Origin of the sequence: Pseudomonas sp. LjRoot277 (assembly GCF_964253845.1) — a bacterium.
Lineage (GTDB): Bacteria > Pseudomonadota > Gammaproteobacteria > Pseudomonadales > Pseudomonadaceae > Aquipseudomonas.
This window is the reverse complement of record NZ_CAXURI020000001.1, coordinates 816,207-841,059: the sequence shown is the minus strand read 5'-3', so window position 1 is coordinate 841,059 and position 24,853 is coordinate 816,207. Positions and strand designations below refer to the sequence as shown.

At 60.0% G+C, this 24,853-nt stretch carries 21 protein-coding genes; 16 read left to right on the top strand and 5 right to left on the bottom strand.

What is annotated here, in order from left to right:
- Positions 1 to 7 precede the first annotated feature (7 nt).
- Positions 8 to 937 carry an NAD-dependent epimerase/dehydratase family protein gene (locus ACSQ87_RS04010; RefSeq protein ID WP_436273391.1) on the bottom strand — a complete coding sequence of 310 codons (930 nt, stop codon included), beginning with the start codon at positions 935 to 937 and terminating at the stop codon, positions 8 to 10.
- On the bottom strand, positions 930 to 1,814 hold the full coding sequence (locus tag ACSQ87_RS04005) for a sugar nucleotide-binding protein (RefSeq protein WP_046047341.1): 885 nt from the start codon (positions 1,812 to 1,814) through the stop codon (positions 930 to 932). The genes ACSQ87_RS04010 and ACSQ87_RS04005 overlap by 8 nt, the downstream gene beginning before the upstream one ends.
- Before the next feature lie 327 nt (positions 1,815 to 2,141).
- Between ACSQ87_RS04005 and ACSQ87_RS04000 the strand changes: the two genes are divergently transcribed.
- The 6 genes from ACSQ87_RS04000 (at position 2,142) to ACSQ87_RS03975 (ending at position 12,233) form a co-directional block, all read left to right on the top strand.
- Positions 2,142 to 6,458 (top strand): DEAD/DEAH box helicase, encoded by a 4,317-nt coding sequence (locus ACSQ87_RS04000; RefSeq protein ID WP_436273390.1) that lies wholly within the window; start codon positions 2,142 to 2,144, stop codon positions 6,456 to 6,458.
- Between the two features lie 363 nt (positions 6,459 to 6,821).
- Entirely contained in the window at positions 6,822 to 8,033 is a 1,212-nt protein-coding gene (locus ACSQ87_RS03995; protein WP_223432913.1) for an MFS transporter, read from the top strand.
- Between the two features lie 210 nt (positions 8,034 to 8,243).
- Positions 8,244 to 9,170 carry a DUF72 domain-containing protein gene (locus tag ACSQ87_RS03990; RefSeq protein ID WP_223432912.1) on the top strand — a complete coding sequence of 309 codons (927 nt, stop codon included), beginning with the start codon at positions 8,244 to 8,246 and terminating at the stop codon, positions 9,168 to 9,170.
- Complete coding sequence (locus tag ACSQ87_RS03985; protein WP_223432911.1) at positions 9,167 to 9,964, top strand: endonuclease/exonuclease/phosphatase family protein; 798 nt, start codon at positions 9,167 to 9,169, stop codon at positions 9,962 to 9,964. Before ACSQ87_RS03990 ends, ACSQ87_RS03985 begins: the two co-directional genes overlap by 4 nt.
- Entirely contained in the window at positions 9,961 to 11,244 is a 1,284-nt protein-coding gene (clsB, locus tag ACSQ87_RS03980) for a cardiolipin synthase ClsB (RefSeq protein ID WP_436273389.1), read from the top strand. The genes ACSQ87_RS03985 and clsB overlap by 4 nt, the downstream gene beginning before the upstream one ends.
- Positions 11,244 to 12,233: a lysylphosphatidylglycerol synthase domain-containing protein gene (locus tag ACSQ87_RS03975; protein ID WP_436273388.1), complete on the top strand. Its 990-nt coding sequence runs from the start codon at positions 11,244 to 11,246 to the stop codon at positions 12,231 to 12,233. The genes clsB and ACSQ87_RS03975 overlap by 1 nt, the downstream gene beginning before the upstream one ends.
- Before the next feature lie 12 nt (positions 12,234 to 12,245).
- On the opposite strand, the gene ACSQ87_RS03970 is transcribed toward ACSQ87_RS03975, so the two are convergent.
- The 3 genes from ACSQ87_RS03970 to ACSQ87_RS03960 form a co-directional block, all read right to left on the bottom strand.
- Positions 12,246 to 13,004, bottom strand: coding sequence for an alpha/beta hydrolase family protein (locus ACSQ87_RS03970; protein ID WP_436273387.1), 759 nt, complete (start codon positions 13,002 to 13,004; stop codon positions 12,246 to 12,248).
- A complete protein-coding gene (locus tag ACSQ87_RS03965; RefSeq protein WP_436273386.1) occupies positions 12,994 to 14,103 on the bottom strand; it encodes a DUF3182 family protein in 1,110 nt (369 codons plus the stop codon). Before ACSQ87_RS03965 ends, ACSQ87_RS03970 begins: the two co-directional genes overlap by 11 nt.
- Positions 14,104 to 14,406: 303 nt before the next feature.
- Complete coding sequence (locus tag ACSQ87_RS03960; RefSeq protein WP_436273385.1) at positions 14,407 to 15,399, bottom strand: GlxA family transcriptional regulator; 993 nt, start codon at positions 15,397 to 15,399, stop codon at positions 14,407 to 14,409.
- A gap of 101 nt (positions 15,400 to 15,500) precedes the next feature.
- Between ACSQ87_RS03960 and ACSQ87_RS03955 the strand changes: the two genes are divergently transcribed.
- The 10 genes from ACSQ87_RS03955 (at position 15,501) to ACSQ87_RS03910 (ending at position 24,827) form a co-directional block, all read left to right on the top strand.
- Positions 15,501 to 16,055, top strand: a complete 555-nt coding sequence (locus tag ACSQ87_RS03955; RefSeq protein ID WP_436273384.1) for a cysteine hydrolase family protein — start codon at positions 15,501 to 15,503, stop codon at positions 16,053 to 16,055.
- A 160-nt stretch (positions 16,056 to 16,215) separates the two neighbouring features.
- The gene (locus ACSQ87_RS03950) at positions 16,216 to 16,905 is read left to right on the top strand and encodes a YjfI family protein (protein ID WP_150658326.1); all 690 of its coding nucleotides are present in this window, start codon (positions 16,216 to 16,218) and stop codon (positions 16,903 to 16,905) included.
- Positions 16,906 to 16,929: 24 nt separating this feature from the next.
- On the top strand, positions 16,930 to 17,628 hold the full coding sequence (locus tag ACSQ87_RS03945) for a PspA/IM30 family protein (protein ID WP_436273383.1): 699 nt from the start codon (positions 16,930 to 16,932) through the stop codon (positions 17,626 to 17,628).
- A gap of 195 nt (positions 17,629 to 17,823) precedes the next feature.
- Positions 17,824 to 18,387: a rhomboid family intramembrane serine protease gene (locus tag ACSQ87_RS03940; RefSeq protein WP_436273382.1), complete on the top strand. Its 564-nt coding sequence runs from the start codon at positions 17,824 to 17,826 to the stop codon at positions 18,385 to 18,387.
- A gap of 73 nt (positions 18,388 to 18,460) precedes the next feature.
- The gene (locus ACSQ87_RS03935) at positions 18,461 to 19,495 is read left to right on the top strand and encodes an ion channel (protein ID WP_436273381.1); all 1,035 of its coding nucleotides are present in this window, start codon (positions 18,461 to 18,463) and stop codon (positions 19,493 to 19,495) included.
- Entirely contained in the window at positions 19,482 to 20,156 is a 675-nt protein-coding gene (locus tag ACSQ87_RS03930; protein ID WP_436273380.1) for a DUF2491 family protein, read from the top strand. The genes ACSQ87_RS03935 and ACSQ87_RS03930 overlap by 14 nt, the downstream gene beginning before the upstream one ends.
- Before the next feature lie 15 nt (positions 20,157 to 20,171).
- Positions 20,172 to 20,600 carry a DUF350 domain-containing protein gene (locus ACSQ87_RS03925; RefSeq protein ID WP_223432836.1) on the top strand — a complete coding sequence of 143 codons (429 nt, stop codon included), beginning with the start codon at positions 20,172 to 20,174 and terminating at the stop codon, positions 20,598 to 20,600.
- 19 nt (positions 20,601 to 20,619) lie between these two features.
- Positions 20,620 to 21,345, top strand: coding sequence for a DUF1190 domain-containing protein (locus tag ACSQ87_RS03920; protein ID WP_223432835.1), 726 nt, complete (start codon positions 20,620 to 20,622; stop codon positions 21,343 to 21,345).
- Positions 21,346 to 21,357: 12 nt separating this feature from the next.
- On the top strand, positions 21,358 to 22,515 hold the full coding sequence (locus ACSQ87_RS03915; RefSeq protein ID WP_436273379.1) for a glutathionylspermidine synthase family protein: 1,158 nt from the start codon (positions 21,358 to 21,360) through the stop codon (positions 22,513 to 22,515).
- 107 nt (positions 22,516 to 22,622) lie between these two features.
- On the top strand, positions 22,623 to 24,827 hold the full coding sequence (locus ACSQ87_RS03910; protein ID WP_436273378.1) for an OsmC domain/YcaO domain-containing protein: 2,205 nt from the start codon (positions 22,623 to 22,625) through the stop codon (positions 24,825 to 24,827).
- The last annotated feature ends 26 nt before the right edge of the window (positions 24,828 to 24,853 follow it).

The window sequence follows — 24,853 nt, the reverse complement described above, 5'->3', positions numbered from 1 at the left end:
GTAAACCTCAGCGCCCCAACAACCGCGCCAGGCCGACACGCATCGGTGTCTGCTCCGGGTAGGTAAAGCGCTCCAGCAAACGCTGATTGTTCGCTCGCGAATGGCGGATGTCACCAGAGCGCGCCGGGCCATAGCTCACCGGCGGCAATTGACCGACCACCGCTTCAAGGGCTTCAAGCATTTGCTTGAGGGTCGTGGCCTGGTTCCAGCCGACGTTCACCGCTCCGACTTCGACCTGCGGTTTCTCGATCGCTTGCACCAGCAAGTCGACCAGGTCTTCGACGTAGACGAAATCGCGAGTCTGCTCACCGTCACCGAACACAGTGATCGGCAGACCCTTCTGCGCGCGCTCGCTGAAAATGCTGATCACCCCGGAGTACGGCGAAGACGGATCCTGGCGTGGGCCGAAGATGTTGAAGAAGCGGAAAATCACCGGCTCCAGACCATGCTGGCGACGGTAAAAATCGAAATAATGCTCGCTCGACAATTTGTCCGAAGCGTAGGGCGTCAACGGTGCCTTGGGTGTGTCTTCGTCGATCGACTCGCCTTCGCCATTGTTGCCGTAGACCGCTGCGCTGGACGCATACAGCACCCGCTTGACGCCGGACTGACGCATGGCTTCGCAGACATTCAGCGAGCCAATGAAATTGCTCTGGTGAGTCTTCACCGGATCATCCACCGACGCCTGCACCGACGCCACCGCGGCCAAGTGCGCCACAGCGCTGCATCCGACCATCGCCTGCGCGACCAGCGCGGCATCGGCGACATCGCCCACGATCAGTTCGACGCCGGGATTGTCCAGCGGCAAGTTGCTGCGTTTGCCGGTGGAGAGGTCATCGAGAATGCGTACCGAATGGCCCTTGGCGAGTAAGGCATCGGTGAGGTGCGAGCCGATGAAACCGGCGCCGCCGGTGATTAAAACAGGGCCGTCAGCCATGGCGATAAAACCTATCCAGTAAGCCCGGGAGTGCCGCACGCCAGGCGCGAGGCTTGATCCCGAAAGTGTGCAGAATTTTCTTGCAGGCCAGCACCGCGTGTTGCGGCTCTTCGGCGGCGTCGGGCCGGGCGGCGTGAGCCTGGGCGGTCGGCGCTTCGATGGCCAGCGGATGCAGCGCGCGTGCTTCGGTGAGGATCGCCTGCCCAAGCGCCAGCGGCGTGGTCGCCTCATGCCCGGCGTAATGGTAGGTGCCCCACAGCGGCGCCGAGCAATCGAGTTGCTTGAGGACCGAGATGATCACCCGGGCGGCGTCATCCACCGGCGTCGGATTGCCCCGACGGTCGTCGGCCATCAGCAATTCTTCAGGCAGTTCGGCGCGGCCGAGGAAACGCCCGAGGGTGCCGTCGGGGCTGTCATCGAGCAGCCAGCCGAATCGCAGCAACACGTGTTGCGGGCAGGTGGCGCGCACGCTTTGTTCGATCCGCCACAAGGCCTGACCGCGCAGGCCCAAGGGCACCGGTTCGTCTTTTTCGCTGTAGGCCGTCGCCCGGGAGCCATCGAACACTCGATAGCTCGACGGTTGCAGCAGCACGATGTTGTGATGCTGGCACAGTTCGGCCAAACGCTCGATCGCCCGCTCCTGCCCGGCCAGACGCTGTTCGCTGACCGTCTCCGCCTGAAACCAGTCGAAGTAATAGGCGAGGTTGATCAACGCGTCTGGACGGGTGTCGTCGAGCAGTTGCGTCAGGCTCGCGGCGTCCCAGCCGTCTTGCGGTGGGCGGGGGGCGAGGAAGCCGATGTCTTCCTCCGCACCGAGGCGAATCAGCGCCTGCCCAAGGGCATTTCCGCCGCCCAGTAACATAAGGCGCATTCGCATAGAGTCAGCAGGCCCAGTCTGATTGAAACAATGGCTTTATCGACACCGCTCGCGGGCGATGCCGTCGATAGTTGCCGGAATCGTTGCATTTTGCGGGTTTAGTGCGCAACCGTCATCCGTAAAGTGTAGATACCTGAGAACGGCGGCGCCTGTTTCGGCCCTATCGCGAGCAAGCTCGCTCCCACATTGGATCTCCTGTGTACTCATAATTTGTGACCGACACCGTTCAAATGTGGGAGCGGGCTTGCTCGCGAAGGGGCCCTAAAGACCACCAGAGGGCTTGAGCGGTACTTGCATCTTCAGCCCCCCGCCCGCATAAATTGCTCCATGAATCTGCCAATCCCGACGGACAGCGCCCTGGCAGGCTTCCACCCCGCCGTCAGCGCCTGGTTCAGCAGCACCTTCCCGACGGTCACCGCCGCCCAGGCCCGGGCGTGGCCGTTGATCCGCCAGCACCGTTCGACCCTGGTCGCCGCACCCACCGGCTCTGGCAAGACCCTCACCGCGTTCCTCGCGGTCATCGACGACCTGGTCCACCGCGCAATGGCCAACGGCGGCCATCTGCCGGATGAAACCCTGGTGGTCTACGTTTCGCCGCTAAAAGCCTTGTCCAACGACATACAGATCAACCTGCAAGACCCGCTGGCCGGCATCACCGAGCAGTTACGCGAGATGGGCCTGCCGCAATTGCAGATCAACACCGCCGTGCGCACCGGCGACACACCGCAAAAAGACCGCTCGGCGATGCGCAAAACCGCCCCACACATTCTGGTGACCACCCCGGAATCCCTTTACGTGCTCCTAGGCTCCGACTCCGGCCGACAAATGCTCAGTACCGCCCGCACGGTGATCGTCGACGAAATTCACGCGATCGCCGCCAGCAAGCGCGGCAGTCACCTGGCCCTGAGCCTCGAGCGACTGCAAGCGTTATGCGCGCAACCGCTGATGCGGATCGGCCTGTCTGCCACGCAAAAACCCATCGAAGCCGTCTCGCAGTTTCTGGTTGGCCGTGATCGCGCGTGCGAAATCATCGACATCGGCCACGCCCGCCCACGGGATCTGGACATCGAAGTGCCGCCTGTGCCGTTGTCGGCGGTGATGGCCAACGACATCTGGGAACTGGTCTACGACCGCCTCGCCGCCCTCGCACGCGAACACCGCACCACGCTGATTTTCGTCAACACCCGACGCCTCGCCGAACGCCTGAGTCGACACTTGAGCGAGCGTCTCGGCAAAGCAGCCGTCGCCGCCCACCACGGCAGTCTGGCCAAGGAGTTTCGTCTCGACGCCGAACAGCGGCTCAAGCGCGGCGAGCTGCAAGTGCTGATTGCCACGGCGTCCCTGGAACTGGGGATCGATATCGGCGATGTCGACCTGGTCTGCCAGATTGCCTCGCCGCGTTCGATTGCCGGGTTTCTGCAACGGGTCGGCCGCTCCGGGCACCAGGTTGGCGGCACGCCCAAGGGCCGTTTGTTCGCCACCACCCGCGACGACCTGATCGAATGCGCCGCCCTGCTCGACTGCGTGCGGCGTGGCGAACTCGACACCTTGCTGATTCCCAAGGCGCCGTTGGATGTACTCGCGCAACAAATCATCGCCGAGGTCAGTTGCCAGGAATGGCAGGAGCAGGCGCTGCTGGAGATGTTCCGCAACGCCTCGCCCTACCGCGAACTCGACGAAAAACATTACCAGGCGCTGCTGCAGATGCTCGCCGAAGGCTACAACGGTCGCCTGGGCATCCGCAGCGCTTACCTGCACCGCGACGCCGTGACCCGCACCCTGCGCGGTCGTCGGGGCGCCAAACTGACGGCCGTGACCAGCGGCGGGACGATCCCGGACAACGCCGACTACAGCGTTTTACTCGAACCCCAAGGGCTGAACATCGGCAGCGTCAACGAAGACTTTGCGGTGGAAAGCATCGCCGGGGATGTCTTTCAGTTGGGCAACACCTCCTACCGGATTCTGCGGGTCGAAACCGGCAAGGTCCGGGTCGAAGACGCGCAGGGCCAACCGCCGACCATTCCATTCTGGCTCGGCGAAGCGCCGGGGCGCAGTGCGGAACTGTCGTTTGCCGTGGCCCGCCTGCAAGCGCAACTCGATGAGCTGCTCGGCGCCACACCCGGTCGCTTGCAGCCCGCGACCGACTGGCTGACTGACACCCTCGGTCTGAACCTCGCCAGCGCGGAACAATTGGTCGATTACCTGGCCCGTGCGCGCCTGACATTGGGCGCCCTGCCGTCACAAGACTCGCTGCTGATGGAGCGGTTTTTCGACGAGACCGGCGGCACACAATTGATCATCCACACGCCGTTCGGCAGCCGCATCAACCGTGCCTGGGGCCTGGCCTTGCGCAAGCGTTTCTGCCGCACCTTCAACTTCGAATTGCAGGCTGCCGCCAGCGAAGACGCCATCGTCCTGTCGCTGTCGACCAGCCACAGTTTTGAACTCGATGACGTCTGGCGCTATTTGCACAGCAACAGCGCCGAGCACACCCTGATTCAAGCCGTGCTCGATGCGCCGCTGTTCGGCGTGCGTTGGCGCTGGAATGCCGGGGTCGCGCTGGCGCTGCCGCGCTACAGTGGCGGCCGCAAAGTCCCGCCGCAGATCCAGCGGATGAAAAGCGAAGACCTGATCGCCAGCGTATTTCCCGACCAGATTGCCTGCGTGGAAAACCTCGCCGGCGAACGGGAAATTCCCGACCATCCACTGGTGGAGCAAACCCTCGACGACTGCCTGCACGAAGCCATGGACAGCGAAGGCTGGCTGGCGTTGTTGCGGCGCATGGAACGTGGCGACATCCGCCTGATCAGCCGCGATTTACCAGCGCCCTCGCCGCTGGCCGCGGAAATTCTCAGTGCCCGGCCCTACACCTTTCTCGACGATGCGCCGCTGGAAGAGCGCCGCACTCAAGCGGTACTCAACCGCCGCTGGAGCGATCCGCAGTCCACCGACGACCTCGGTGCGCTGGATGCGGACGCGATTCAAGCCGTGCGCGAGGAAGCCTGGCCAGCGCCCACCGGCATCGATGAAATGCATGAAGCGTTGATGAGCCTAGCGTGCATCTCCGACGCCGAGGCTTTGGCTAATCCAGACTGGCTCGACTGGCTGAACGCCCTGGCCGACAGCGGTCGCGCCAGCCGCCTGCCAATCAATGCCGGGCAAGCGCTATGGCTGGCACTGGAGCGGCTGACTTGCCTGAACGCGATTTATCCACAAGCGATTTTGCAGCCACCGTTGGAGGCGTTGCCCGGGTTCGATGAAGTCTGGGCGCCGGACGAAGCGGTGCTGGAAGTGATTCGTGTGCGGCTCAGCGCATTCGGTCCATTGCCGCTGAACGCGATTGCCGAACCGCTCGGATTACCGGCGACTCAAGTCACCCACGCGTTGGCGCAACTGGAACGCGAAGGCTATGTGCTGCGCGGTCAATTCACGCCCGGCACGGCTGAGGAAGAATGGTGCGAACGGCATTTGCTGGCGCGAATTCACCGCTACACCGTCAAGCGTCTGCGGCGAGAAATCGAGCCCGTGGCGTTGCAGGATTTCATGCGTTTCCTGTTCGACTGGCAGCATCTGTCCGCCGCGACCCAAGGTCAGGGCAGCGCAGTATTGCCAGCGATAATCAGTCAGTTTGAAGGCTACCCCGCCGCCGCTTCAGCCTGGGATAGCGATATTTTGCCGGCACGAATAAAAGACTATTCAGCGAGTTGGCTGGATGACCTGTGCCGCAGCGGCAAACTGGTGTGGACACGGCTGACCGCACGCAACAAGAGCACCAGCACGGCGCTGCGCAGCACGCCGATTCTGCTATTGCCGCGCAGTCAGGTCGGGTTGTGGAGCGGGTTGACCGAGCAGACGCCGGTCAGCGAACTGTCGCCCAAAACGCAAAAAGTCTATGAAGCCCTGAGCCAACACGGCGCGCTGTTTTTCGATGAGCTGACTCACGAAGCCCACCTGCTGCGCTCGGAACTGGAAATCGCGTTGCAGGAATTGGTCGGCGCCGGGCTGGTGAATGCCGACAGCTTCGCCGGTCTGCGAGCGCTGATCACTCCGGCCAGCAAACGCCAGAATCGCAGCAGCCGACGCGGGCGCGGAGCGTTTGTCGGCGGGATGGACGATGCCGGGCGCTGGGCCTTGCTGCGACGCGGGGCGCAAGCTCCGGTTGTGGAGAACAAACGTCCGGCACCGACGCCGACCGACACCCTTGAACATATCGCCATGACCTTGCTCCGGCGCTACGGCGTGGTGTTCTGGCGCTTGTTGGAACGTGAAGCGGATTGGTTGCCGAGCTGGCGAGAATTGCTGCGCACGTTCCATCGATTGGAAGCTCGCGGCGAAATTCGCGGCGGGCGATTTGTCAGTGGCTTGGCGGGTGAACAGTTTGCGTTGCCCGAAGCCATTCCATTACTACGCGAGGTGCGGCGACGGCCGCATGATGGGAGTTTGATTGCCGTGTGCGGGGTTGATCCGCTGAACCTCGCCGGGACGCTTTTACCGGGCGCAAAAGTGCCGGCATTGGCGAGTAATCGGCTGGTGTATCGCGATGGTCTGCCGGCCGCTGCCGAGATCGCCGACAAGCAAATTTTCTGGCTGGAGCTGGATCCGCAATCGACTACCCAGCTGCACAACAAACTGATCCGGCATTGATGTTGTCGGCACCACGCCGTTAAGGTCCAACTTGTCGACACCAAACACATCCAGCGGTCCTTGCAGGTTGGGTGAAATCAAAGGCCACCCCTCACCCCAGCCCTCTCCCCGAGGGAGAGGGAGCCTACCGAGGTGTTCTTGGAGCTACATCGACCTGAAACATCGAGTCGAACTCAGGTTTTGAAAACAACACAACTCTGCTCCCTTTCCCCCTCGCCCCCTTTGGGGGAGAGGGCTGGGGTGAGGGGGTAGCTTTTGATCTTTGCGCACAACGCAAATATCAAATGCCCATCCCTGTATTTTTCCACACACCCCAAACCCCGACACTGCGCTCCATCAATCAATCCCACCGGAGTTGCAGCCATGCCCATTGCCTTGCTCGCGCTGACCCTCAGCGCCTTCGCCATCGGGACGACCGAGTTCGTCATCGTTGGCCTGTTACCCACCATCGGCGCCGACCTCGGCGTCAGCCTGCCGTCCGCCGGCCTGCTGGTCAGCCTTTACGCATTGGGCGTTGCCATTGGCGCCCCGGTGCTGACCGCCCTCACCGGCAAAGTCCCGCGCAAAATGCTGCTGTTGTCACTGATGGTGCTGTTTACCCTCGGCAACCTGCTGGCCTGGAAAGCGCCAAGCTACGAATCGCTGATCATTGCGCGGATCGTCACCGGCCTGGCCCACGGCGTGTTTTTCTCGATTGGCTCGACCATCGCCACCAGCCTCGTGCCGAAAGAGAAAGCCGCCAGCGCAATCGCCATCATGTTCACCGGCCTGACCGTGGCGCTGGTCACCGGCGTACCACTGGGGACGTTCATTGGCCAGCATTTCGGCTGGCGTGAAACCTTCCTCGCGGTGTCTGCGCTGGGTGTGATCGCGTTCATCGGCAGCCTGCTTTACGTGCCGAAAAACATTGCCCACAGCAAACCGGCTTCACTGTTGCAGCAATTGCAGGTGCTCAAGCAGCCGCGTTTGTTGCTGGTGTATGCCATGACCGCGGTCGGCTACGGCGGCTCGTTCATCGCGTTCACCTTCCTGGCACCGATTCTCCAGGACATTTCCGGCTTCAGCGCCAGCACCGTCAGCCTGGTGTTGCTGGTCTACGGCATCTCGGTGGCCGTCGGTAACATCTGGGGCGGCAAACTGGCGGACAAACGCGGCCCGATCAGTGCCCTGAAAATCATCTTCGCCCTGCTCGCTGCGGTGTTGTTCGTACTGACCTTCACCGCTGGCAATCCATGGTTGGCCCTGGCCACCGTACTGGTCTGGGGCGCGGTTGCGTTCGGCAACGTGCCGGGGCTGCAGGTTTATGTAGTGCGTCAGGCCGAACATCACACCCCGCATGCGGTGGATGTGGCGTCGGGCCTGAACATCGCCGCGTTCAACCTCGGCATCGCCGGCGGTGCGTGGGGCGGTGGCTTGATCGTTGCTCATATGGGCCTGATCCACACCGCATGGATTGGTGGGCTGGTGGTGTTGGTTGCGTTGGCACTGACCGCGTGGAGCGGTCGCCTTGATCGGTTGGGTCCGGTGTACGCCGAACCTGCTGAAGGCTCACAACGGATCGTCACCGGCCACTAACCCCTGTGGGTGCGAGCCTGCTCGCGAAGGCGGCAGCACATCCAGCATCGATGTGACTGACACACTGCATTCGCGAGCAGGCTCGCTCCCACATTGATTTTGTGTTGGTCTGTTAAGCATTAACCGTCCGTAGTCCCGTCGAAACTTTCTCGCCCGCCCCGCAGTCATCAGAAGACAGGGCAGTCCGAGGACCATTAGACGGGAGGCGACATGGCGGCGATCCACATCGGTATTTCAGGCTGGCGCTACACGCCCTGGCGGGGGGATTTTTACCCGAAGGGGTTGACCCACAAGCGCGAATTGCAATTCGCCTCACGGGCGGTCAACAGCATCGAAATCAATGGATCGTTTTACGCCCTGCAACGGCCTGAACGTTATGCCCAGTGGTACGCCGAAACCCCGAGGGGCTTCGTTTTCAGCGTCAAAGCCCCGCGCTTCATCACCCACATCAAGCGACTGCGGGAGATCCATAAACCCCTGGCGAATTTCTTTGCGTCAGGGGTGCTGGAACTTAAAGAAAAGCTCGGCCCGATTCTCTGGCAATTCCCGCCCAACTTCAAATTCGATGCCGAGCTGTTCGAAACCTTTCTGGAGCAGTTGCCCCACAACACCGAAGAGGCCGCCGCCCTCGCCCGCCAGCATGATTCGCACGTGAACGGTCACGCCAGTCTGAAGGCCTACGGGAAAAAGCCTTTGCGCCATGCCGTAGAAATCAGAAACGAGAGCTTCATCGACCCCGCCTTCATCCGCCTGCTCAAACGCCACAATGCTGCGCTGGTTATCGCCGACACCGCCGGTAAATGGCCGTACCGCGAAGACCTCACCAGCGACTTCGTTTACCTGCGCCTGCACGGTGCCGAAGAACTTTATGCCAGCGGTTATACCCCCGAAGCGCTGAAACGCTGGGGCGACCGGATCGAGGCCTGGTACCACGGCCAGCAACCGCCCGACCCGCACCTGATCGCACCGCGGCAAAAGCCCAAGGCGCGCAAGTCCCGTGAGGTGTTTTGCTATTTCGACAACGACATCAAAGTCCGCGCGCCCTTCGATGCCCGCCGCTTGCTGGAGCGTTTTCATCTGGATAGAGACCTTGCCACCCGTCCCGGTGAACTGGCCGCCGAAGGAGTGCTGTCATGAGCATTTCCGAACCGGTCGGCACCACCGACGAACAGCAACCCATCATCACCACCGTGCGCAGTTTCACCGTGCTGACGGTCAACACGCACAAGGGTTTCACCGCGCTCAACCGGCGTTTCATCCTGCCGGAATTGCGCGAAGCGGTGCGCAGCGTGTCCGCCGACGTGGTGTTTTTGCAGGAAGTCCACGGCACCCACGAGCGTCATCCCCAGCGCTACAGCAATTGGCCGGCGATGCCGCAATACGAATTTCTCGCCGACACCCTGTGGCCGCAGTTCGCCTATGGACGCAACGCGGTCTATCCGGCGGGCGATCACGGCAATGCGCTGCTGTCTAAATTCCAGATCATTCGCCACGACAACCTCGACGTTTCCATCAGCGGTCACGAGAACCGTGGCATCCTGCATTGCGTGCTGCGCCTGCCCGGTGACGGCCAGGAAGTGCATGCCATTTGTGTGCATCTGGGCCTTCGCGAAACCCACCGCACCGAACAACTCAAGTTGCTGGCCCAGCGCCTCGAAGAACTGCCGAGCGATGCCCCGGTGATCGTTGCCGGTGACTTCAACGACTGGCGCCAGCGTGCCGACGCGCTGCTCAAACCCAGTGGTTTACGGGAGGTTTTCGCCGAACTCCATGGCAAACCGGCGCGCAGTTTTCCAGCGCGATTGCCCGCGCTGCGCCTTGACCGCATCTACGTGCGCAACCTCAAGGCCAGCCAGCCGCAAGTGCTGGCCGCGCGACCCTGGTCACACCTTTCCGACCACGCACCGCTGTCGGTGGAGATCGAGCTATGAGCAGCCCATCGATGGATAAAACCCAAGTGGAGCACTTATCCACAACCCCGCCGATCCGTGAACCGGGCGTGGTCGACGTCGAATATGGCTGGCAGGGCAACAACCGCGTAGAGCTGCTGGAAAACGGCGAAGCGTATTTCCCTCGGGTGTTCGAGGCCATGCGTCAGGCCAAGACTGAAATCCTGCTGGAAACCTTCATTGTGTTCGAGGACAAGGTCGGTGATGAGCTGCAGGAAGTACTGATCGCCGCCGCTCAACGTGGCGTGCGGATCACCGCCAGTCTCGATGGCTTTGGCTGCGGTGAACTGAGCACGGGATACCTCACCGTCCTGAGCGAGGCCGGCGTGCGCATCCAGATTTTCGACCCGGCACCCAAACATCTGGGCATCCGCACTAACTGGTTCCGCCGCCTGCACCGCAAGATCGTGGTGGTCGATGGCACGATTGCGTTCATCGGCGGCATCAACTTTTCGGCCGACCATTTGGCCGACTTCGGCCCTGAGGCCAAGCAGGATTATTCCGTTGAAGTGCAAGGACCGGCGGTGGCCGACATCCATCACTTCGCCTTGCTGCAATGCGGTCGCCCGGCTCGCGCCAAATACTGGTGGCAACGCCGCAGACAACGGCGCTCGGAGCTGGCGTTCACTGATCATGACGGCCAGGTTCGCCTGGTGTACCGCGACAATGGCGAGCACCCGACCGACATCGAAGAGGTTTACCGGCAGGTGCTGCGCAGTGCCCAGCGCCGAGTGGTGATCGCCAATGCCTACTTCTTTCCGGGCTATCGCCTGCTGCGCGAGATCCGCAACGCGGCACGCCGTGGCGTCAATGTGCGGCTGATCCTGCAAGGCCAGCCCGATATGCGGGTGGCCAAACTCGCGGCGCGCATGACCTATGACTACCTGCTCAAATCCGGCGTGCAGATTTACGAATATTGCGACCGTCCGCTGCACGGCAAAGTCGCGCTGGTGGATGAGGACTGGAGCACGGTCGGTTCGAGCAACCTCGACCCGTTGAGCCTGTCCTTGAACCTGGAAGCCAATGTGTTGATCCGCGATCGCGCCTTCAACCGCGACCTGTTCGAGCGCCTCGAAGACCTGAGTGACAACCATTGCAAGGTCATGTCCGCAGACAAGTCCCCACGCGGGCGGGTCTGGCACATGACCGTCGGTTTTCTGGTGTTTCACTTCCTGCGGCACTTCCCCGCCTGGGCCGGTTGGCTGCCGGCGCACAAACCGCGCCTGAAACCTTTTTCCCATTCCGCCGGGAGTGACACCTGATGAGCCACTCTGATACACAACCGACGACCCACGCCGACACCCCGCCCAAATCCCGCTGGAGCCGCTGGAAACGGCCGCTGACAATGCTGTTTTTCCTGGCGCTGATCGTGCTGTTCACGATGCTTGCCCAGCGCATCGAATGGGATGAAGTGTTCGACAACCTCGCAGATTTCAAGGTGCGCACACTGATCATCGCGTCCGGTCTGACCTTGGTGAGTTTTCTGGTCTATGCCTGCTTCGACTTGATCGGCCGTACCTACATTCGCCAGGACCTGACGTGGAAGCAGATCCTGCCGGTGGGGATTATCAGCTATGCCTTCAACCTCAATCTGAGCGCTTGGGTCGGCGGTATTGCCATGCGTTATCGGCTGTATTCGCGACTCGGGGTGAGCAAGGGCAACATCGCGAAAATTCTCGGGTTGAGCCTCGCGACCAACTGGTTCGGTTACATGGTGATTGCCGGTGCGGTGTTCAGCAGCGGACTAGTGCGAATGCCGCCAGGCTGGAAGCTGAGCACTGATGCGTTGCAAGGTGTGGGGGTGTTGTTGCTGCTGGTGAGCGCGGGGTATCTGGCGGCGTGTCAGTTTTCCAAGCGGCGGGAGTGGGCGATACGCGGGGTGGAAATCAACCTGCCGTCCCTGCGCATGGCAGTGCTGCAACTGGCCCTCGGGGCGCTGAACTGGTCGCTGATGGCGGCGGTGATTTTCACCCTGCTGCCGAGCAAGCTGGATTACCCGCTGGTGCTTGGGGTGTTGCTGATCAGCGCGATTGCCGGGGTCATTACGCACATTCCCGCCGGGCTTGGCGTGCTTGAAGCGGTGTTCGTGGCGCTGCTGCAACATGAAGTGTCCCGAGGCAGCCTGGTGGCCGGATTGCTGGCCTATCGGGCGATTTATTTCATCTTGCCGCTACTGATTACCCTGGTGATGTACCTGATCGTGGAAGCCAAGGCCAAGTCATTGCGGATCGAGAAGAAACCGAGGCATTAACCGCCGATGTTTTTACGATGACTGAATAATGCTCAACCGCTCGCCCACCACCATCTCGGTGATCCAGCCCACCAGGATCGAGGTGTACGCCTGTTGCGAAACAGGCTCGCTCAAGGCGTGATCGGCGCCGTCGATAATCCGGTGGGTCAGCGAGTGAGTCTGCTGACACGCAGCGCGGTAACTCATGATGGTTGAGTGAGGCACATAGTCGTCAGTCTCTGATTCGACCAGCAGCACGTCCCCGGTAAATTGCGAACAGGCATGCAGCGCACGATTGCTGTCGGCGCGGACTAACGTGCTGCGGTAATCACGTAAATCGATCTTGTCCAGGTCACGTTTGGGCGTGTGCCATTGATCATCGCGATACAGCGCCGGCACCCGTAGCGCCAGCCAGCGCACCGGACGCAATGACGTCAGGATCGAGGCCAGATAACCGCCATAACTGGTGCCGACCACGGCAATCGCCGATGTATCTAGCGCCGGGTGCGCGAGCAAGCGGTCATACGCCGCCAGCAGGTCGCGCAGGTTGTCTTCGCGCGTCACTCGACTCAGCGCAATACCCCTGCCGCCGGTATGCCCGCGCAAGTCGAACGTCAGGCACACGCAACCCAGACCGGCGATGCCTTTGGCCCGTTCCAGGTCTCGCTCCTGACTGCCGCCCCAACCGTGCACAAAGAGCACGCCGGGAACTTTCGATTTGGGACTGAGAAAAGTCCCGATCATCTGTTCATCGTCGATGTCGATCTGAATGGTTTCGCTTCTAGCCGTCATAGGATTTAACCGTTACGTACTTGAGGAGAAAGTCACTGTTTTGCGCCGGCCCGCGATACACCTCGATGGCGTCCGCCGGCAGCGGCTGGTCGATGTAGGTCTCGACCGACGACACGCGAATCGCGCGCATCCCGGGGTCGTTGACGAAGCTCTGCAAGGCGGCGACTTCGGCGCTGCTGGCACCGCCCATCCGCCAGGATTGCTCGAGCACGCCGCTACGCTGTTTGCCATTACTGTCCACGCCTTGGGCGATGTCGTAGTTGCGCCGCGAAGCGTAGAAACCGGGATAAGCCTCATCCGCGGCACGGTCGAACACTTGTGCCTGGCGGATCGCCAGCTGAACATCGTCCGGCAGTTCCAGTTCGAGCAGATCATCGTAGTGACCCCGCACTACCAGCAGGTTGGACCCTCCATAAACCTGCTCGCCCTGACCGTCTTCGGTCAAGTATTGATCACCGCAATAACTCAGCACCGTGTCGCCGATAAAACTCTGACCGACGCTGTGGGTGATCACGTGGTCCAGGTCCTGCTCCAGCACCACACCTTCGGTGAACAACGTTTTGGCATCGGGTCTGGCGAGGATGGCATCGAACTGGTCGAGACTTTTGATCACTTCCTGACCGCGTCCGGCGCAGGCATGAATCGGCTTGATGCGGATCGGGCCGCTATAGAGCAGATGCTCCGCCGCAGGACGCGCATCATCCATGGAAAAAACACTGAGACCGTCGAGCACCACTCTGCGCACGCGTTCGAAAAACAACGGTGACCAACCTTCCGGAGCGTGAGCATCTTTGTTGCGTAATCCGTGGCTGATGGCTTTGGTGCAGATGAAATCATGATCGACATAACCGCCCCACAAATCCTCCGGCCCCTTGACGCCCAATCGCCGGGCAGCAGCGACGCCCACAAGCGTCTGGGTCGGCAACAGATACAGGTCTCGACCGTTGTGCCGTTCGGGGTCGTAACTGCCGCCGTATTTAAGCCCCAGGATCTGTGCCAGCCAACGGGCCAGCGCACGATTGGTTTCTACTTCATGCAATGGAGCCTCGGGGCGCACGGAGTGAGCGAGCACCAGTTTCTTGCGATTTGCTGGGGTCATGCGTCCCCCTTCAATCTGCGCTTGTTGAATGTAGTTGAAAGGGTGCAGAGATCAGGCCAAGGGGGGCCGAAGACAAACGTTTTTCAAATCAGCCAGTTGCGAAAAACATGATGGCACCGTGCCTGTTTGATTCTGCACGACAGCCTTCAAGATTCCGGCATTTTGCACGACCGAAGGCTTACACAGATCCAATGTGGGAGCGGGCTTGCTCGCGAATGCAATCTTTCAGTCGACATTAGTGCTGAATGACACACCGTATTCGCGAGCAAGCCCGCTCCCACATTTTGATCTGTTGCGATCTGGCTACCGAGTCACAGCTGAGGGTGTTACCCCAAACCGTGTCCGGTAATCACTTGGCGCCAATCCGGTAATCTTCTTGAACGTCGCCCGAAAGGCACTCGGATCCTGATAACCCACCGTCCAGGCAATGTGATCGATGGTGCCGTTGGTGAACTCGAGCATTTCCCGGGCCTTGCCGACCCGCAGGTGCTGGCAGTACTCGGTGGGTTTAAGCCCGGTTGCGGCGCGAAATCGACGCAGGAACGTGCGTTCTTCCAGCCCTGCCCGCTCGGCCATCGTTGCCAGCGACACATCGGTCGCTCCGGTGCTTTGCAGCCAATGCTGGACCTTGAGAATCGAGGCATCGCCATGGCTGAGTATCGGTGAAAAGTTGCTGCCGCATTCACTCGCGCTGTCGCTGTGTTCCACCACCAGAAACCGCGCGGTGCTGGTGGCGATGCTCGGCCCCAGTAGACGGTTGACCAGACGCAAGCCCAGTTCGGACCAGGCCATCAGCCCGGCAGTGGTGATCAGGTCGCCGTCGTCAACGATGGGTGTGTCGGCCTTGAGCTTGATCGCCGGGTAACGCTCGGCGAAGGTTTTGGCCGAGGTCCAGTGGGTGGTGGCGCTACGACCGTCGAGCAGGCCGCTCTCGGCCAACAGAATCGAGCCCACGCAAACCCCGCCGAGTGTCGCGCCATTGGCGTGTTGCTGACGCAGCCAGCGAAACAGCGCCTGCGGTGCCTGGCCTTCGGAAAAACCGGCAATCGACGGCGGGATCAACACCGCCACCAACGCGCCGTCCGCAGCGGGATGACTGTCATAGACCCGCCCGGGCGCCTGATCGCCATCAACCTGCCAATGGCTGACCCGCAACAACGGCAACTGCGCCGCCTGATGCTCGGCGGCAATCCGGTTCGCCACCCCGAACAAGTCCGTCAATCCATGCACCGCCGCCATCTGCGCACCGGGATAGATCAGCACGCCCAGTTCGGCGATTGCCCTTTCTGCGTCCATAGTCAGTTTTCCCCCTTCTATTGTCGGTGCGGCCAATCCTCGGACGGCCTGCCAGACCCAATACTTCATTCCACACCAACAAGCACTTCGAGGAAACAGTCATGGCCAAGCAAGCACTCATCGTAGTCGATATCCAAAACGACTACTTCCCTCAAGGCAAGTGGCCGCTGGTCGGCGCCGATGCCGCGGCGGACAATGCCGTTCGTCTGCTCAAAGCCTTCCGCGATGCGGGTGATTCGGTGGTACACATCCGCCACGAATTCACCTCCGACGAAGCGCCCTTTTTCACCCCGGGTTCGGAAGGCGCGAAGCTGCACCCCAAAGTCCTGAATCGCGCCGATGAGCCTGTGGTGCTCAAGCATTTCGTCAACTCGTTCCGTGAAACACAACTGAAATCGATCCTCGACGAGCAAGGCATCAAGGAACTGGTCGTCGTTGGCAGCATGAGCCACATGTGTGTCGACGGCATCACCCGCGCCGCCGCCGATCTTGGCTACAGCGTCACGGTGATTCATGACGCCTGCGCTACCCGTGATCTGGAGTTCAACGGCGTCACCGTTCCGGCAGCCCACGTTCATGCCGCCTTCATGTCGGCCCTGGGTTTTGCCTACGCCAGCGTGGTGTCCACCGACGAATTTCTCGCGGCCAGCCGCTAACGCCCCCTGAACAACTCGATAAACAAAAGGCCCGCCGCGCTTTCGCGTTGCGGGCCTTTGCGTTTCCGGTCGCTAAAAATCTCACGCGTGAGCTATTGAGTGGTGTAAAAAATCACTGTAGTGTTTCTCACGCGTGAGATTTCACAACGGAGTCACCAGTATGAAAAGCCGCTCTCCATCAGGTCCGCCTGCCGAGCCTGATACCGATACCGCAAGCAGCAAGGGAGAGCGCTCGAAACCGTCCGCGAAAAAACCGTCGAGCTTCTACATGAAGCAGATGCGCGCGGGTCTGGGTGCCGCCGGTTATGTGAAACACGAGACTTGGGTGCTTCCCGAAAACCGAAGCCTGCTCAAGCAGATGGAGAAACAGCTACGCCAACCGATCCTGGCTGGCTCATTCATGTCGGAGAATTACATGAGCGCAGGTAACAACTGGAACATCGATCGCCTCTACAGTGCCCTTCAGGCCCTCGACGAAGTGGTTTCGAACGACATCACCCTCTCCCTCGTTCAAGGCTCCGAGTCCAGCATCAAGCTGGAAATGAACGATTTCGGTGGCTTGCCGATTTACATCGCCGTGGTTGGCGATCAGGTCATCGTGGATACCGTTCTGGTTGATGTCGAGTCCATCAACGACGTACCGGCATTCAACGATGCCGTTCTGCGCAGCCGGGAAATGTTCCCGCTGTCCTCGATCGGTATCGAGTCCATGCCCAACGGGCAGATCGTTTACAACATGTTCGGCGCACTGAGCTCCGACTCCAGCCTGACCAACGTCGTGACCGAGGTCAAAACCCTCGTCGACAACGTCCAGCGCGCCAGCGAAGCCTTTGAACGTTTCTTCATCTAATTTTTCGGGAACAGGAAATATCCAATGACTCAGTCCATCTGGAGCAAATTGTTCACCGCGCTGCGTGGCGGTGCCAATGAAGTCGGCGAATCAATCGTCGACCAACAGGCCCTGCGCATCCTCGACCAGGAAATCCGCGACGCTGACAGCGCCCTGGCCAATGCCAAGCGTGAGTTGGTCACCATCATGGCCAAGCACAAGCTGTCGGCTGATCGTGTGGCCGAGTACAACGCCAAGATCAAGGACCTCGAATCCAAGGCCATGGCCGCGATTCAGGCCAACCGCGAAGACTTGGCGCTGGAAGTGGCCGAAGCCATTTCGACCCTGACCAATGAGCTTGATGTCGAGCAAAAGCAGGCCACCGAATTCGGCGGTTACGCGGACAACATGCGCAAAGACATCACCAAGGCCGAAAGCCGCATCAAAAGCCTGCGTCAGCAAGTGGACATGGCCAAGGCCCGCGAAAGCGTACAGAAAGCCCAGGTCAGCGCTTCGATCGCCAGTGGCGGCGCCAACGGCAAGCTGGAAACCGCCGTCGGTACACTGAACCGCCTGCAAGCCAAGCAGCAGCAACGCGCCGCGGAACTGGATGCCCAGGATCAACTGGCCGATGCATCGACCGGCACTGATCTGGAACGCAAACTCCGCGAAGCCGGCATTACGCCGAACGAAGGCAGCGCCAATGCGATTCTGGAACGCCTGAAGAAAAAATCGGCTGAGTAAGCGACACAGCAGCAGGAAGGGCATTCATTGCCCTGATGCCGAGCTGCGGAACCTGTGGGAGCGGGCTTGCTCGCGAAGAGGGAGTGTCAGTCGACATCAATGTTGCCTGACACACTGCCTTCGCGAGCAAGCCCGCTCCCACATGGGTTGCGCTTAAGTAACGGGCATTCACGGCCCTTCGAGTCGAGGTCACGGATGGATGCCCTGAAGGGTTTCAAGACAATCGCAGGCGTGGCCATCTTCATGGTTGCGCTGCAACTGCTCAATGTTGCGACCGGCTACAGCCTTACTGCCTTCGGCCTGGTTCCGAGAACACTGCAGGGACTGGTCGGCATCATCACCTCGCCTTTCTTGCACGGGTCCTTTGCGCACCTGAGCGCCAACCTGATTCCCTTTTTGATCCTCGGCACGTTGGTCATTGTCGACGGGCTCAATCGCTTCATCGCCGTGAGCGCGATCATCATTGGTCTGGGCGGCTTGCTGGTCTGGCTGTTCGGGTTTTCCGGGATGCACATCGGTGCCAGCGGATGGGTGTTCGGGCTGTGGGCGTACATTCTGTCGCGAGCCTGGTTCCAGCACAGTTGGGGTAACTTGATCACGGCCGCGGTCGTCGCCCTGCTATATGGCGGCCTGGTGTTTGGCTTCCTTCCGCGCCAGGGGGTTTCATTCGAAGGCCATATCGCCGGGGCATTCGCCGGATTTATTGCAGCCAAGGTACTTCTCTCGGCGCCCGGCAACAGGTTTAATGCCGCCCGGTAAAGGCAATTGAACCTTCAGGGGTTCAGGCCTGCGCATTGCCAGGAACGAGTCATCCCACGGAGACAGGGACGTCATGTCTATTTTTCTTTTATTACGCGTATATGCCTCGTCCTTCTTCCACCGTTTCGGCTGGGCGGGACTGGCGATTGCCTTGGGCATCCACCTGTGCACGGCCTGGCTCGGCCTGGTGCTTCTGGGCGAACAACACCTCACCGCCCCCGCCACATTTACCTATTTCTACCTCACCACCACGCTGACGGTCGGTTACGGCGATCTTGCGCCCCAAACCTCGGCGGGACGGGTTTTCGTGGCTACCTGGGTCATGCTCGGGGGCATTGCGCTGCTGACGGCAGCCATCGGCAAAACCACCAGCAGCGTCATTGATGTATGGAGAAAAAGCATGAAGGGCAAAGGTGATTTCACCGGTAAGGTCGGTCACACCGTTCTCATCGGCTGGGAAGGTGCGTCCAGCGAGCGAGTCATTGAATTACTGCTGCAGGACGAAACGTCCAATGACAACCTGATCGTCATTTGCGATTGCGACCTCGAAGAAAATCCCATGCCGGGCAAAGCGGACTTTATCAAAGGCGAAAGCCTGTCCTCTGCCGCGCTTTTGCTGCGGGCGGGCGTTCCCGGTGCCGAACGCGTCCTGGTGCGAACCCATTCAGACGATCTGACCCTGGCCACCGTGCTGGCGATCAATCAACTGAGCCCTGTCGGGCATGTGGTCGCCCACTTCAATGACAGTGAAATCGCCGCGCTCGCCAGCGCCTACGCGCCCAGCCTGGAGTGCACCTCAAGCATGGCCATCGAGATGTTGGTGCGCGCCTCTCAGGATCCGGGCTCGTCAGTAGTCATTAATGAATTGCTGTGCGTGGGTCAAGGCGCCACCCAGTACCTGATGAAACTGCCCGAGGCTTTTGAAGCAACATTCGGCGATCTGTACGCACAGATGAAAGAGCGCCACAACGCTACCCTTATCGGCTACCGCGCCAAAGGCGCCCGACAGCCTTCGATCAACCCGCCCGGCGCCACTCGTGTTGAGGGCGGCGAACTCTTCTACATCGCCTCCACTCGCCTCAAGGAAATCACCAATGGGATGGTTTAAACAGTTGATGGGGCTTAAGGCCCCGAAAGCGAATACGGAATCGAAATGGACAGCCAACGAAACCCTGCCCGCCATCGGTCCGCTGGGTCTGGCATTGGGTAAAGAGGTGATGTTCGACACCACGCTGAAGTTGTTGCTCGACGGTAACACCACAGTGGTAATCCCTGGCGCCCAACAGATCTGGAGCGCTGGCACTGTTGATCTCGGGCAGTCGACCTGGCTGTCACGCTATTACATGAACGACGAAGACTACTGGCTGCAAGTGCACACCACCGGCGACATCGCCGGACAGGTCGAGTCGGTGATCCTGTTCAATTACCTCAGTTACGTCACCATCAACAGTGAAGCGGAGTTGCGCCGACTGGCCGGCCCTCAGAGCCTGATCGGGCTGCCAACCTACAACCACAACGGTGTCGAGTACACCCGCGAATGGGGCACCGAGGCAGGCCAGACGGAACTGGTGGCGTTGAGCGAACGCCTGAGCAATCCGAATGAGTCCTACCGCATCGAGCACCGTTCGATGCTGTACGCCCGCGAAACCGGCCTGACCGATCGCCGTGAATTCCTGTTGTTTTCCGTCGAAGAAGACGCCGAAGGCACCATCAGCTTGAGCACTTCGCTGGGCATTTCGCTGTACACCACTGACCTGAACACTTTTTAAACAAGGAAGAAGTCCATGCTTGAAGCGCTCTCCATCTCCCTGAACAAAGCCGCCGTGCTCGGGTTTGTTTCGTACATCCTCGGTGCCGCCGTATTGTTCGCGCTGTTTCAATTCATCTACACCCGAATCACCCCGCACAAAGAGTTCGAACTGATCCGCTCTGGCAACGTTGCGGCCTCAATCGCACTGGGGGGCGCCATCATCGGTTTCGCCATTCCAGCCAGCAATGTGATTGCCTACTCGATCAGCATTCTGGACTTCGTCGTCTGGGCAGTGATCGCCGCTTTCGTACAACTGCTGGCTTTCCTGGTGACCAGCCTGGTGCTTAAAGGCGCCTCTGAACGCATTAAAAAGGGTGAAATCGCCGCGGGTATCTATATCGCGGCAGTGGCCATTAGCGTCGGCATGCTGAACGCCGCGTGCATGACCCCTTCCCCGAACTGATTGCGCCACGGAGATTCCGATGAAACGAAGCAAGTACGTTCAGCTCTCACTGGCCGCATCGGTCGCAATGGCGATCTCTGGCTGCGGGGCGACGGAAGAAACCTACGAGATACACAAAAAGTACAACTTTCAGTCCGTTCAGCAGTGCGCCGATGAAAAGCTCCCGGTCGATATCTGTTCTGATGCCTACATGAAGGCCATGACTCAGCATCGAAGCATTGCGCCGGTGTATGACAACAAGGCCGATTGCGACGCCGACTTCGTTGCCGACTGGTGCCAGCAGGATTCCGCCGGCAAATTCATCCCCAAGCTCGGCGGTTTCGAGCTGAGCGCCGATGGCGAGGTCACGCAAGCCGAAGTGGACGCGGCCAAGGCCAAACTGCCCGCGTCGGAAGCGAACGCCGCAGGCTCGGGCTTCTCCGGCAGTAGCCTGCTGACGGGACTCCTGATCGGCAACATGCTCAGCAACAACCGCAACAGTTACTACTCCGAACCGGTCTACCGCTATCGCGATGATCGCGGCAGCTATTCGTCCTCGACACTCAGCCAACGGGTCTCGTCAGGCTCGACCTTCAACAGGTCCAACCAGGCACGCTACGGTAGTAGCAGTTACACCGACAACATCACCCGCAGCAAGCCGGTGTCCGTTGCATCGTCCACCTCCCGTGGCGGCTTCGGCAGCCAAGCCAGCGCACGCAGTGGCTGGGGTGGATCGAGCAAGAGTTCTGGCGGTTCGAGCAGCTAAGGGAACAGAGCCATGAAGAAAATCCTCTGCGCAGAGCGTCATGACTGGAAACAGACAGCCGAAAGTCTCGGCTTTCTGTTCCATACCATCGACGACGAACCCTATTGGGACGAGAGCGCGTATTACCAATTCACGCTCAAGCAAATCGAAAACGATCTGGAAGACCCGACCACCGAGCTTCATGACATGTGCATGGACCTGGTGGCTCGCGTGGTGCAGAGCGAGGAATTGCTGGAGCGCCTGAGCATTCCCGAGCCGTTCTTCGACCTGGTTCGCACTTCATGGCTCGAAGGCCATCCGCACCTGTATGGTCGGATGGATTTCTCTTACAACGGCACCGGGCCGGCCAAGTTGCTGGAGCTCAACTACGACACGCCGACCAGCCTCTATGAGGCCGCCGCGTTCCAATGGGGCTGGCTGGAACAATGCATCGAACGTGGCCTGCTGCCCAAGCACGCCGACCAGTTCAATAGCATCGACACCAAACTGCATCAGGCCTTCGCTCAACTGCAGCTCACACAGCCGTTTTATTTCGCCTCGATGAAAGACTCGGTCGAGGACAAGGGCACCACCGATTACCTGCGCCTGATTGCCGAAAAAGTCGGAATAGAATCACGCCACATCGACATCGAAGACATCGGCCTCACCACTGACGGACGCTTCGTCGATCTGGAAGATCGCTGGATTCCTCACCTGTTCAAACTGCACGCCTGGGAGTTCATCTTCCACGAACCGTTCGGCGCAGCGATTGCCCAGAGCGATACGCAATTTTTCGAGCCGGCCTGGAAATCGATCATCTCCAACAAGGGCATCCTGTCGCTGCTGTGGGAATTCAACAAAGGTCACCCGAACCTGCTCGAAACTCATCTGGATACTGACCCGGGCAAAGCGGTGCCGAAAGGCTGGGTGCGCAAACCGTTCTTCTCGCGGGAAGGCGCCAACATCGAGTTGCAAACCGCTGAGGGCCTGATCGTAAAAGAGGACGGCCCCTACACCGACGCGCCGTTTATCCTTCAGGAATTCGCACCGTTGCCGCAGTTTGGCGACAGCTTTACGCTGGTTGGCTCTTGGGTGATCGGCGATCAGGCGGCCGGTATTGGTGTGCGGGAAGACAACAGTCTGATCACCAAGGATTCGAGCCGGTTTTTACCGCACCTGATACTCGACTGATCCATCCATCGCCGGTGTGGACATAAGTACGATGCGCGCAAGACTTATAGCTGAAATGCCGGATAATGGCGGCCAAATCGTCTAGCCCGTTATTCTGGTAATCCCCCATGGAAATCAAGGTCAACTTTCTCGACAACCTTCGACTTGAAGCCAAGTTCGACGACTTCACGGTGGTGGCCGATCAACCTATCCGCTACAAGGGCGATGGCTCGGCACCGGGTCCGTTCGACTACTTCCTGGCTTCGTCGGCGTTGTGTGCGGCTTATTTCGTGAAGCTGTACTGCGACACTCGCAGCATTCCCACCGAAAACATTCGCCTGTCGCAGAACAACATTGTTGATCCGGAAAACCGCTACAACCAGATTTTCAAGATTCAGGTCGAGCTACCAGCGGACATCTCCGACAAGGACCGCCAGGGCATCCTGCGTTCCATCGACCGTTGCACCGTGAAAAAAGTGGTGCAAGCCGGGCCTGAGTTTGTGATCGAAGAAGTGGAAAACCTCGACGCCGATGCCCAAGCGTTGCTGATGCCTGCGTCTAATTCAGAGGCGCACACCTATATCGCGGGCAAGGACCTGCCGCTGGAGCAGACCATCGCCAATATGTCGGCCATTCTGGCGGACCTGGGCATGAAGATTGAAATCGCCTCGTGGCGCAATATCGTTCCCAACGTGTGGTCGCTGCATATCCGCGATGCGCACTCGCCGATGTGTTTTACCAACGGCAAGGGCGCAACCAAGGAAGGCGCGCTGGCGTCGGCGTTGGGCGAGTTTATCGAGCGACTCAACTGCAACTTCTTCTACAACGATCAGTTCTGGGGCGAAGAGATCGCCAACGCGCCGTTTGTGCATTACCCGGACGAACGCTGGTTCAAGCCTGGCCGTAAAGATGAACTGCCGGCCGAAATCCTCGACGCGTACTGCCTGAAGATTTACAACCGCGACGGCGAGTTGCGTGGCTCCCACCTGATCGACACCAACTCGGGCAATGAAGAGCACGGCATCTGCTCGCTGCCATACGTGCGCCAGTCGGACGGCGAAGTGGTGTATTTCCCGTCCAACCTGATTGAAAACCTGTTCCTGAGCAACGGCATGAGTGCCGGCAACACGCTGGCCGAAGCCCAGGTGCAATGCCTGTCGGAGATCTTCGAGCGTGCGGTAAAACGCGAAATCATCGAAGGTGAATTTGCACTGCCGGATGTGCCCGCCGATGTGCTGGCGAAGTACCCCGGGATCCTGGCCGGTATTCAGGCGCTGGAAGAGCAAGGGTTCCCCGTATTGGTGAAGGATGCATCCCTGGGCGGTGAATTCCCGGTGATGTGCGTCACGTTGATGAACCCGCGTACCGGCGGTGTGTTCGCCTCGTTCGGCGCGCACCCGAGCCTGGAAGTGGCGCTGGAGCGCAGCCTGACCGAACTGCTCCAGGGCCGCAGCTTCGAAGGCCTCAACGACTTGCCCCAGCCGACGTTTGAAGGCCATGCGGTGACCGAGCCGAATAACTTCGTCGAGCACTTCATCGATTCCAGCGGCGTGGTGTCGTGGCGCTTCTTCAGCTCCAAGTCCGATTACGAATTCGTGGAGTGGGACTTCTCCGGCCAGGGTGAAAACTCGAATGCCGAAGAAGCCGCGACCTTGTTCGGCATTCTGGAAGGCATGGGCAAGGAAGTGTACATGGCGGTCTACGAGCATATCGGCGCGACGGCATGCCGCATCCTGGTGCCGGACTATTCGGAAATCTATCCCGTAGACGACCTGATCTGGGATAACACCAACAAAGCGCTTTTCTTCCGCGCCGATATCCTGAACCTGCATCGCCTGGACGACGACGAACTGCAAGCGCTGGTTGAGCGCCTGGTGGAAAGTGAGCTGGATGACTACACCGACATCACCTCCCTGATCGGCATCGAATTTGACGACAATACGGCCTGGGGCCAGCTGACGATCCTGGAGTTGAAGCTGCTGATTTATCTCGCCTTGCAGCAATTTGAAGAGGCGAAAGAGGCAGTGGAGATGTTCCTGCAGTACAACGACAACACGGTTGAGCGCGGCTTGTTCTACCAGGCCGTCAACGCGGTGCTGGAGATGAAGCTGGACGAAGACCTGGAACTGGAAGACTACGAGGCCAATTTCCGCCGGATGTTTGGCAACGAACGAATGGATGCAGTGATCGGCTCGGTCGATGGCAGCGTGCGCTTCCATGGTTTGACGCCGACCAGCATCAAACTGGAAGGGCTCGATAGGCACCTGCGGTTGATCGATAGCTACAAGAAACTGCACTCGGCACGGGCCAATGTGACCGCGTTATCCAGTTAATAGCGCCAACAAAAAAGCGAAGCCAG

Bases quoted from the DNA above. Each gene is read 5' to 3' on its own strand.
- ACSQ87_RS04000 (WP_436273390.1), top strand. From the start codon at position 2,142: ATGAATCTGCCAATCCCGACGGACAGCGCCCTGGCAGGCTTCCACCCC.
- ACSQ87_RS03930 (WP_436273380.1), top strand. From the start codon at position 19,482: ATGGGATGGTTTAAACAGTTGATGGGGCTTAAGGCCCCGAAAGCGAAT.
- ACSQ87_RS03945 (WP_436273383.1), top strand. From the start codon at position 16,930: ATGACTCAGTCCATCTGGAGCAAATTGTTCACCGCGCTGCGTGGCGGT.
- ACSQ87_RS04010 (WP_436273391.1), bottom strand. From the start codon at position 937: ATGGCTGACGGCCCTGTTTTAATCACCGGCGGCGCCGGTTTCATCGGC.
- ACSQ87_RS03910 (WP_436273378.1), top strand. From the start codon at position 22,623: ATGGAAATCAAGGTCAACTTTCTCGACAACCTTCGACTTGAAGCCAAG.
- ACSQ87_RS04005 (WP_046047341.1), bottom strand. From the start codon at position 1,814: ATGCGAATGCGCCTTATGTTACTGGGCGGCGGAAATGCCCTTGGGCAG.
- ACSQ87_RS03975 (WP_436273388.1), top strand. From the start codon at position 11,244: ATGAGCCACTCTGATACACAACCGACGACCCACGCCGACACCCCGCCC.
- ACSQ87_RS03915 (WP_436273379.1), top strand. From the start codon at position 21,358: ATGAAGAAAATCCTCTGCGCAGAGCGTCATGACTGGAAACAGACAGCC.
- ACSQ87_RS03990 (WP_223432912.1), top strand. From the start codon at position 8,244: ATGGCGGCGATCCACATCGGTATTTCAGGCTGGCGCTACACGCCCTGG.
- ACSQ87_RS03985 (WP_223432911.1), top strand. From the start codon at position 9,167: ATGAGCATTTCCGAACCGGTCGGCACCACCGACGAACAGCAACCCATC.
- ACSQ87_RS03970 (WP_436273387.1), bottom strand. From the start codon at position 13,004: ATGACGGCTAGAAGCGAAACCATTCAGATCGACATCGACGATGAACAG.
- ACSQ87_RS03935 (WP_436273381.1), top strand. From the start codon at position 18,461: ATGTCTATTTTTCTTTTATTACGCGTATATGCCTCGTCCTTCTTCCAC.
- ACSQ87_RS03960 (WP_436273385.1), bottom strand. From the start codon at position 15,399: ATGGACGCAGAAAGGGCAATCGCCGAACTGGGCGTGCTGATCTATCCC.
- clsB (WP_436273389.1), top strand. From the start codon at position 9,961: ATGAGCAGCCCATCGATGGATAAAACCCAAGTGGAGCACTTATCCACA.
- ACSQ87_RS03940 (WP_436273382.1), top strand. From the start codon at position 17,824: ATGGATGCCCTGAAGGGTTTCAAGACAATCGCAGGCGTGGCCATCTTC.
- ACSQ87_RS03925 (WP_223432836.1), top strand. From the start codon at position 20,172: ATGCTTGAAGCGCTCTCCATCTCCCTGAACAAAGCCGCCGTGCTCGGG.
- ACSQ87_RS03965 (WP_436273386.1), bottom strand. From the start codon at position 14,103: ATGACCCCAGCAAATCGCAAGAAACTGGTGCTCGCTCACTCCGTGCGC.
- ACSQ87_RS03950 (WP_150658326.1), top strand. From the start codon at position 16,216: ATGAAAAGCCGCTCTCCATCAGGTCCGCCTGCCGAGCCTGATACCGAT.
- ACSQ87_RS03955 (WP_436273384.1), top strand. From the start codon at position 15,501: ATGGCCAAGCAAGCACTCATCGTAGTCGATATCCAAAACGACTACTTC.
- ACSQ87_RS03920 (WP_223432835.1), top strand. From the start codon at position 20,620: ATGAAACGAAGCAAGTACGTTCAGCTCTCACTGGCCGCATCGGTCGCA.
- ACSQ87_RS03995 (WP_223432913.1), top strand. From the start codon at position 6,822: ATGCCCATTGCCTTGCTCGCGCTGACCCTCAGCGCCTTCGCCATCGGG.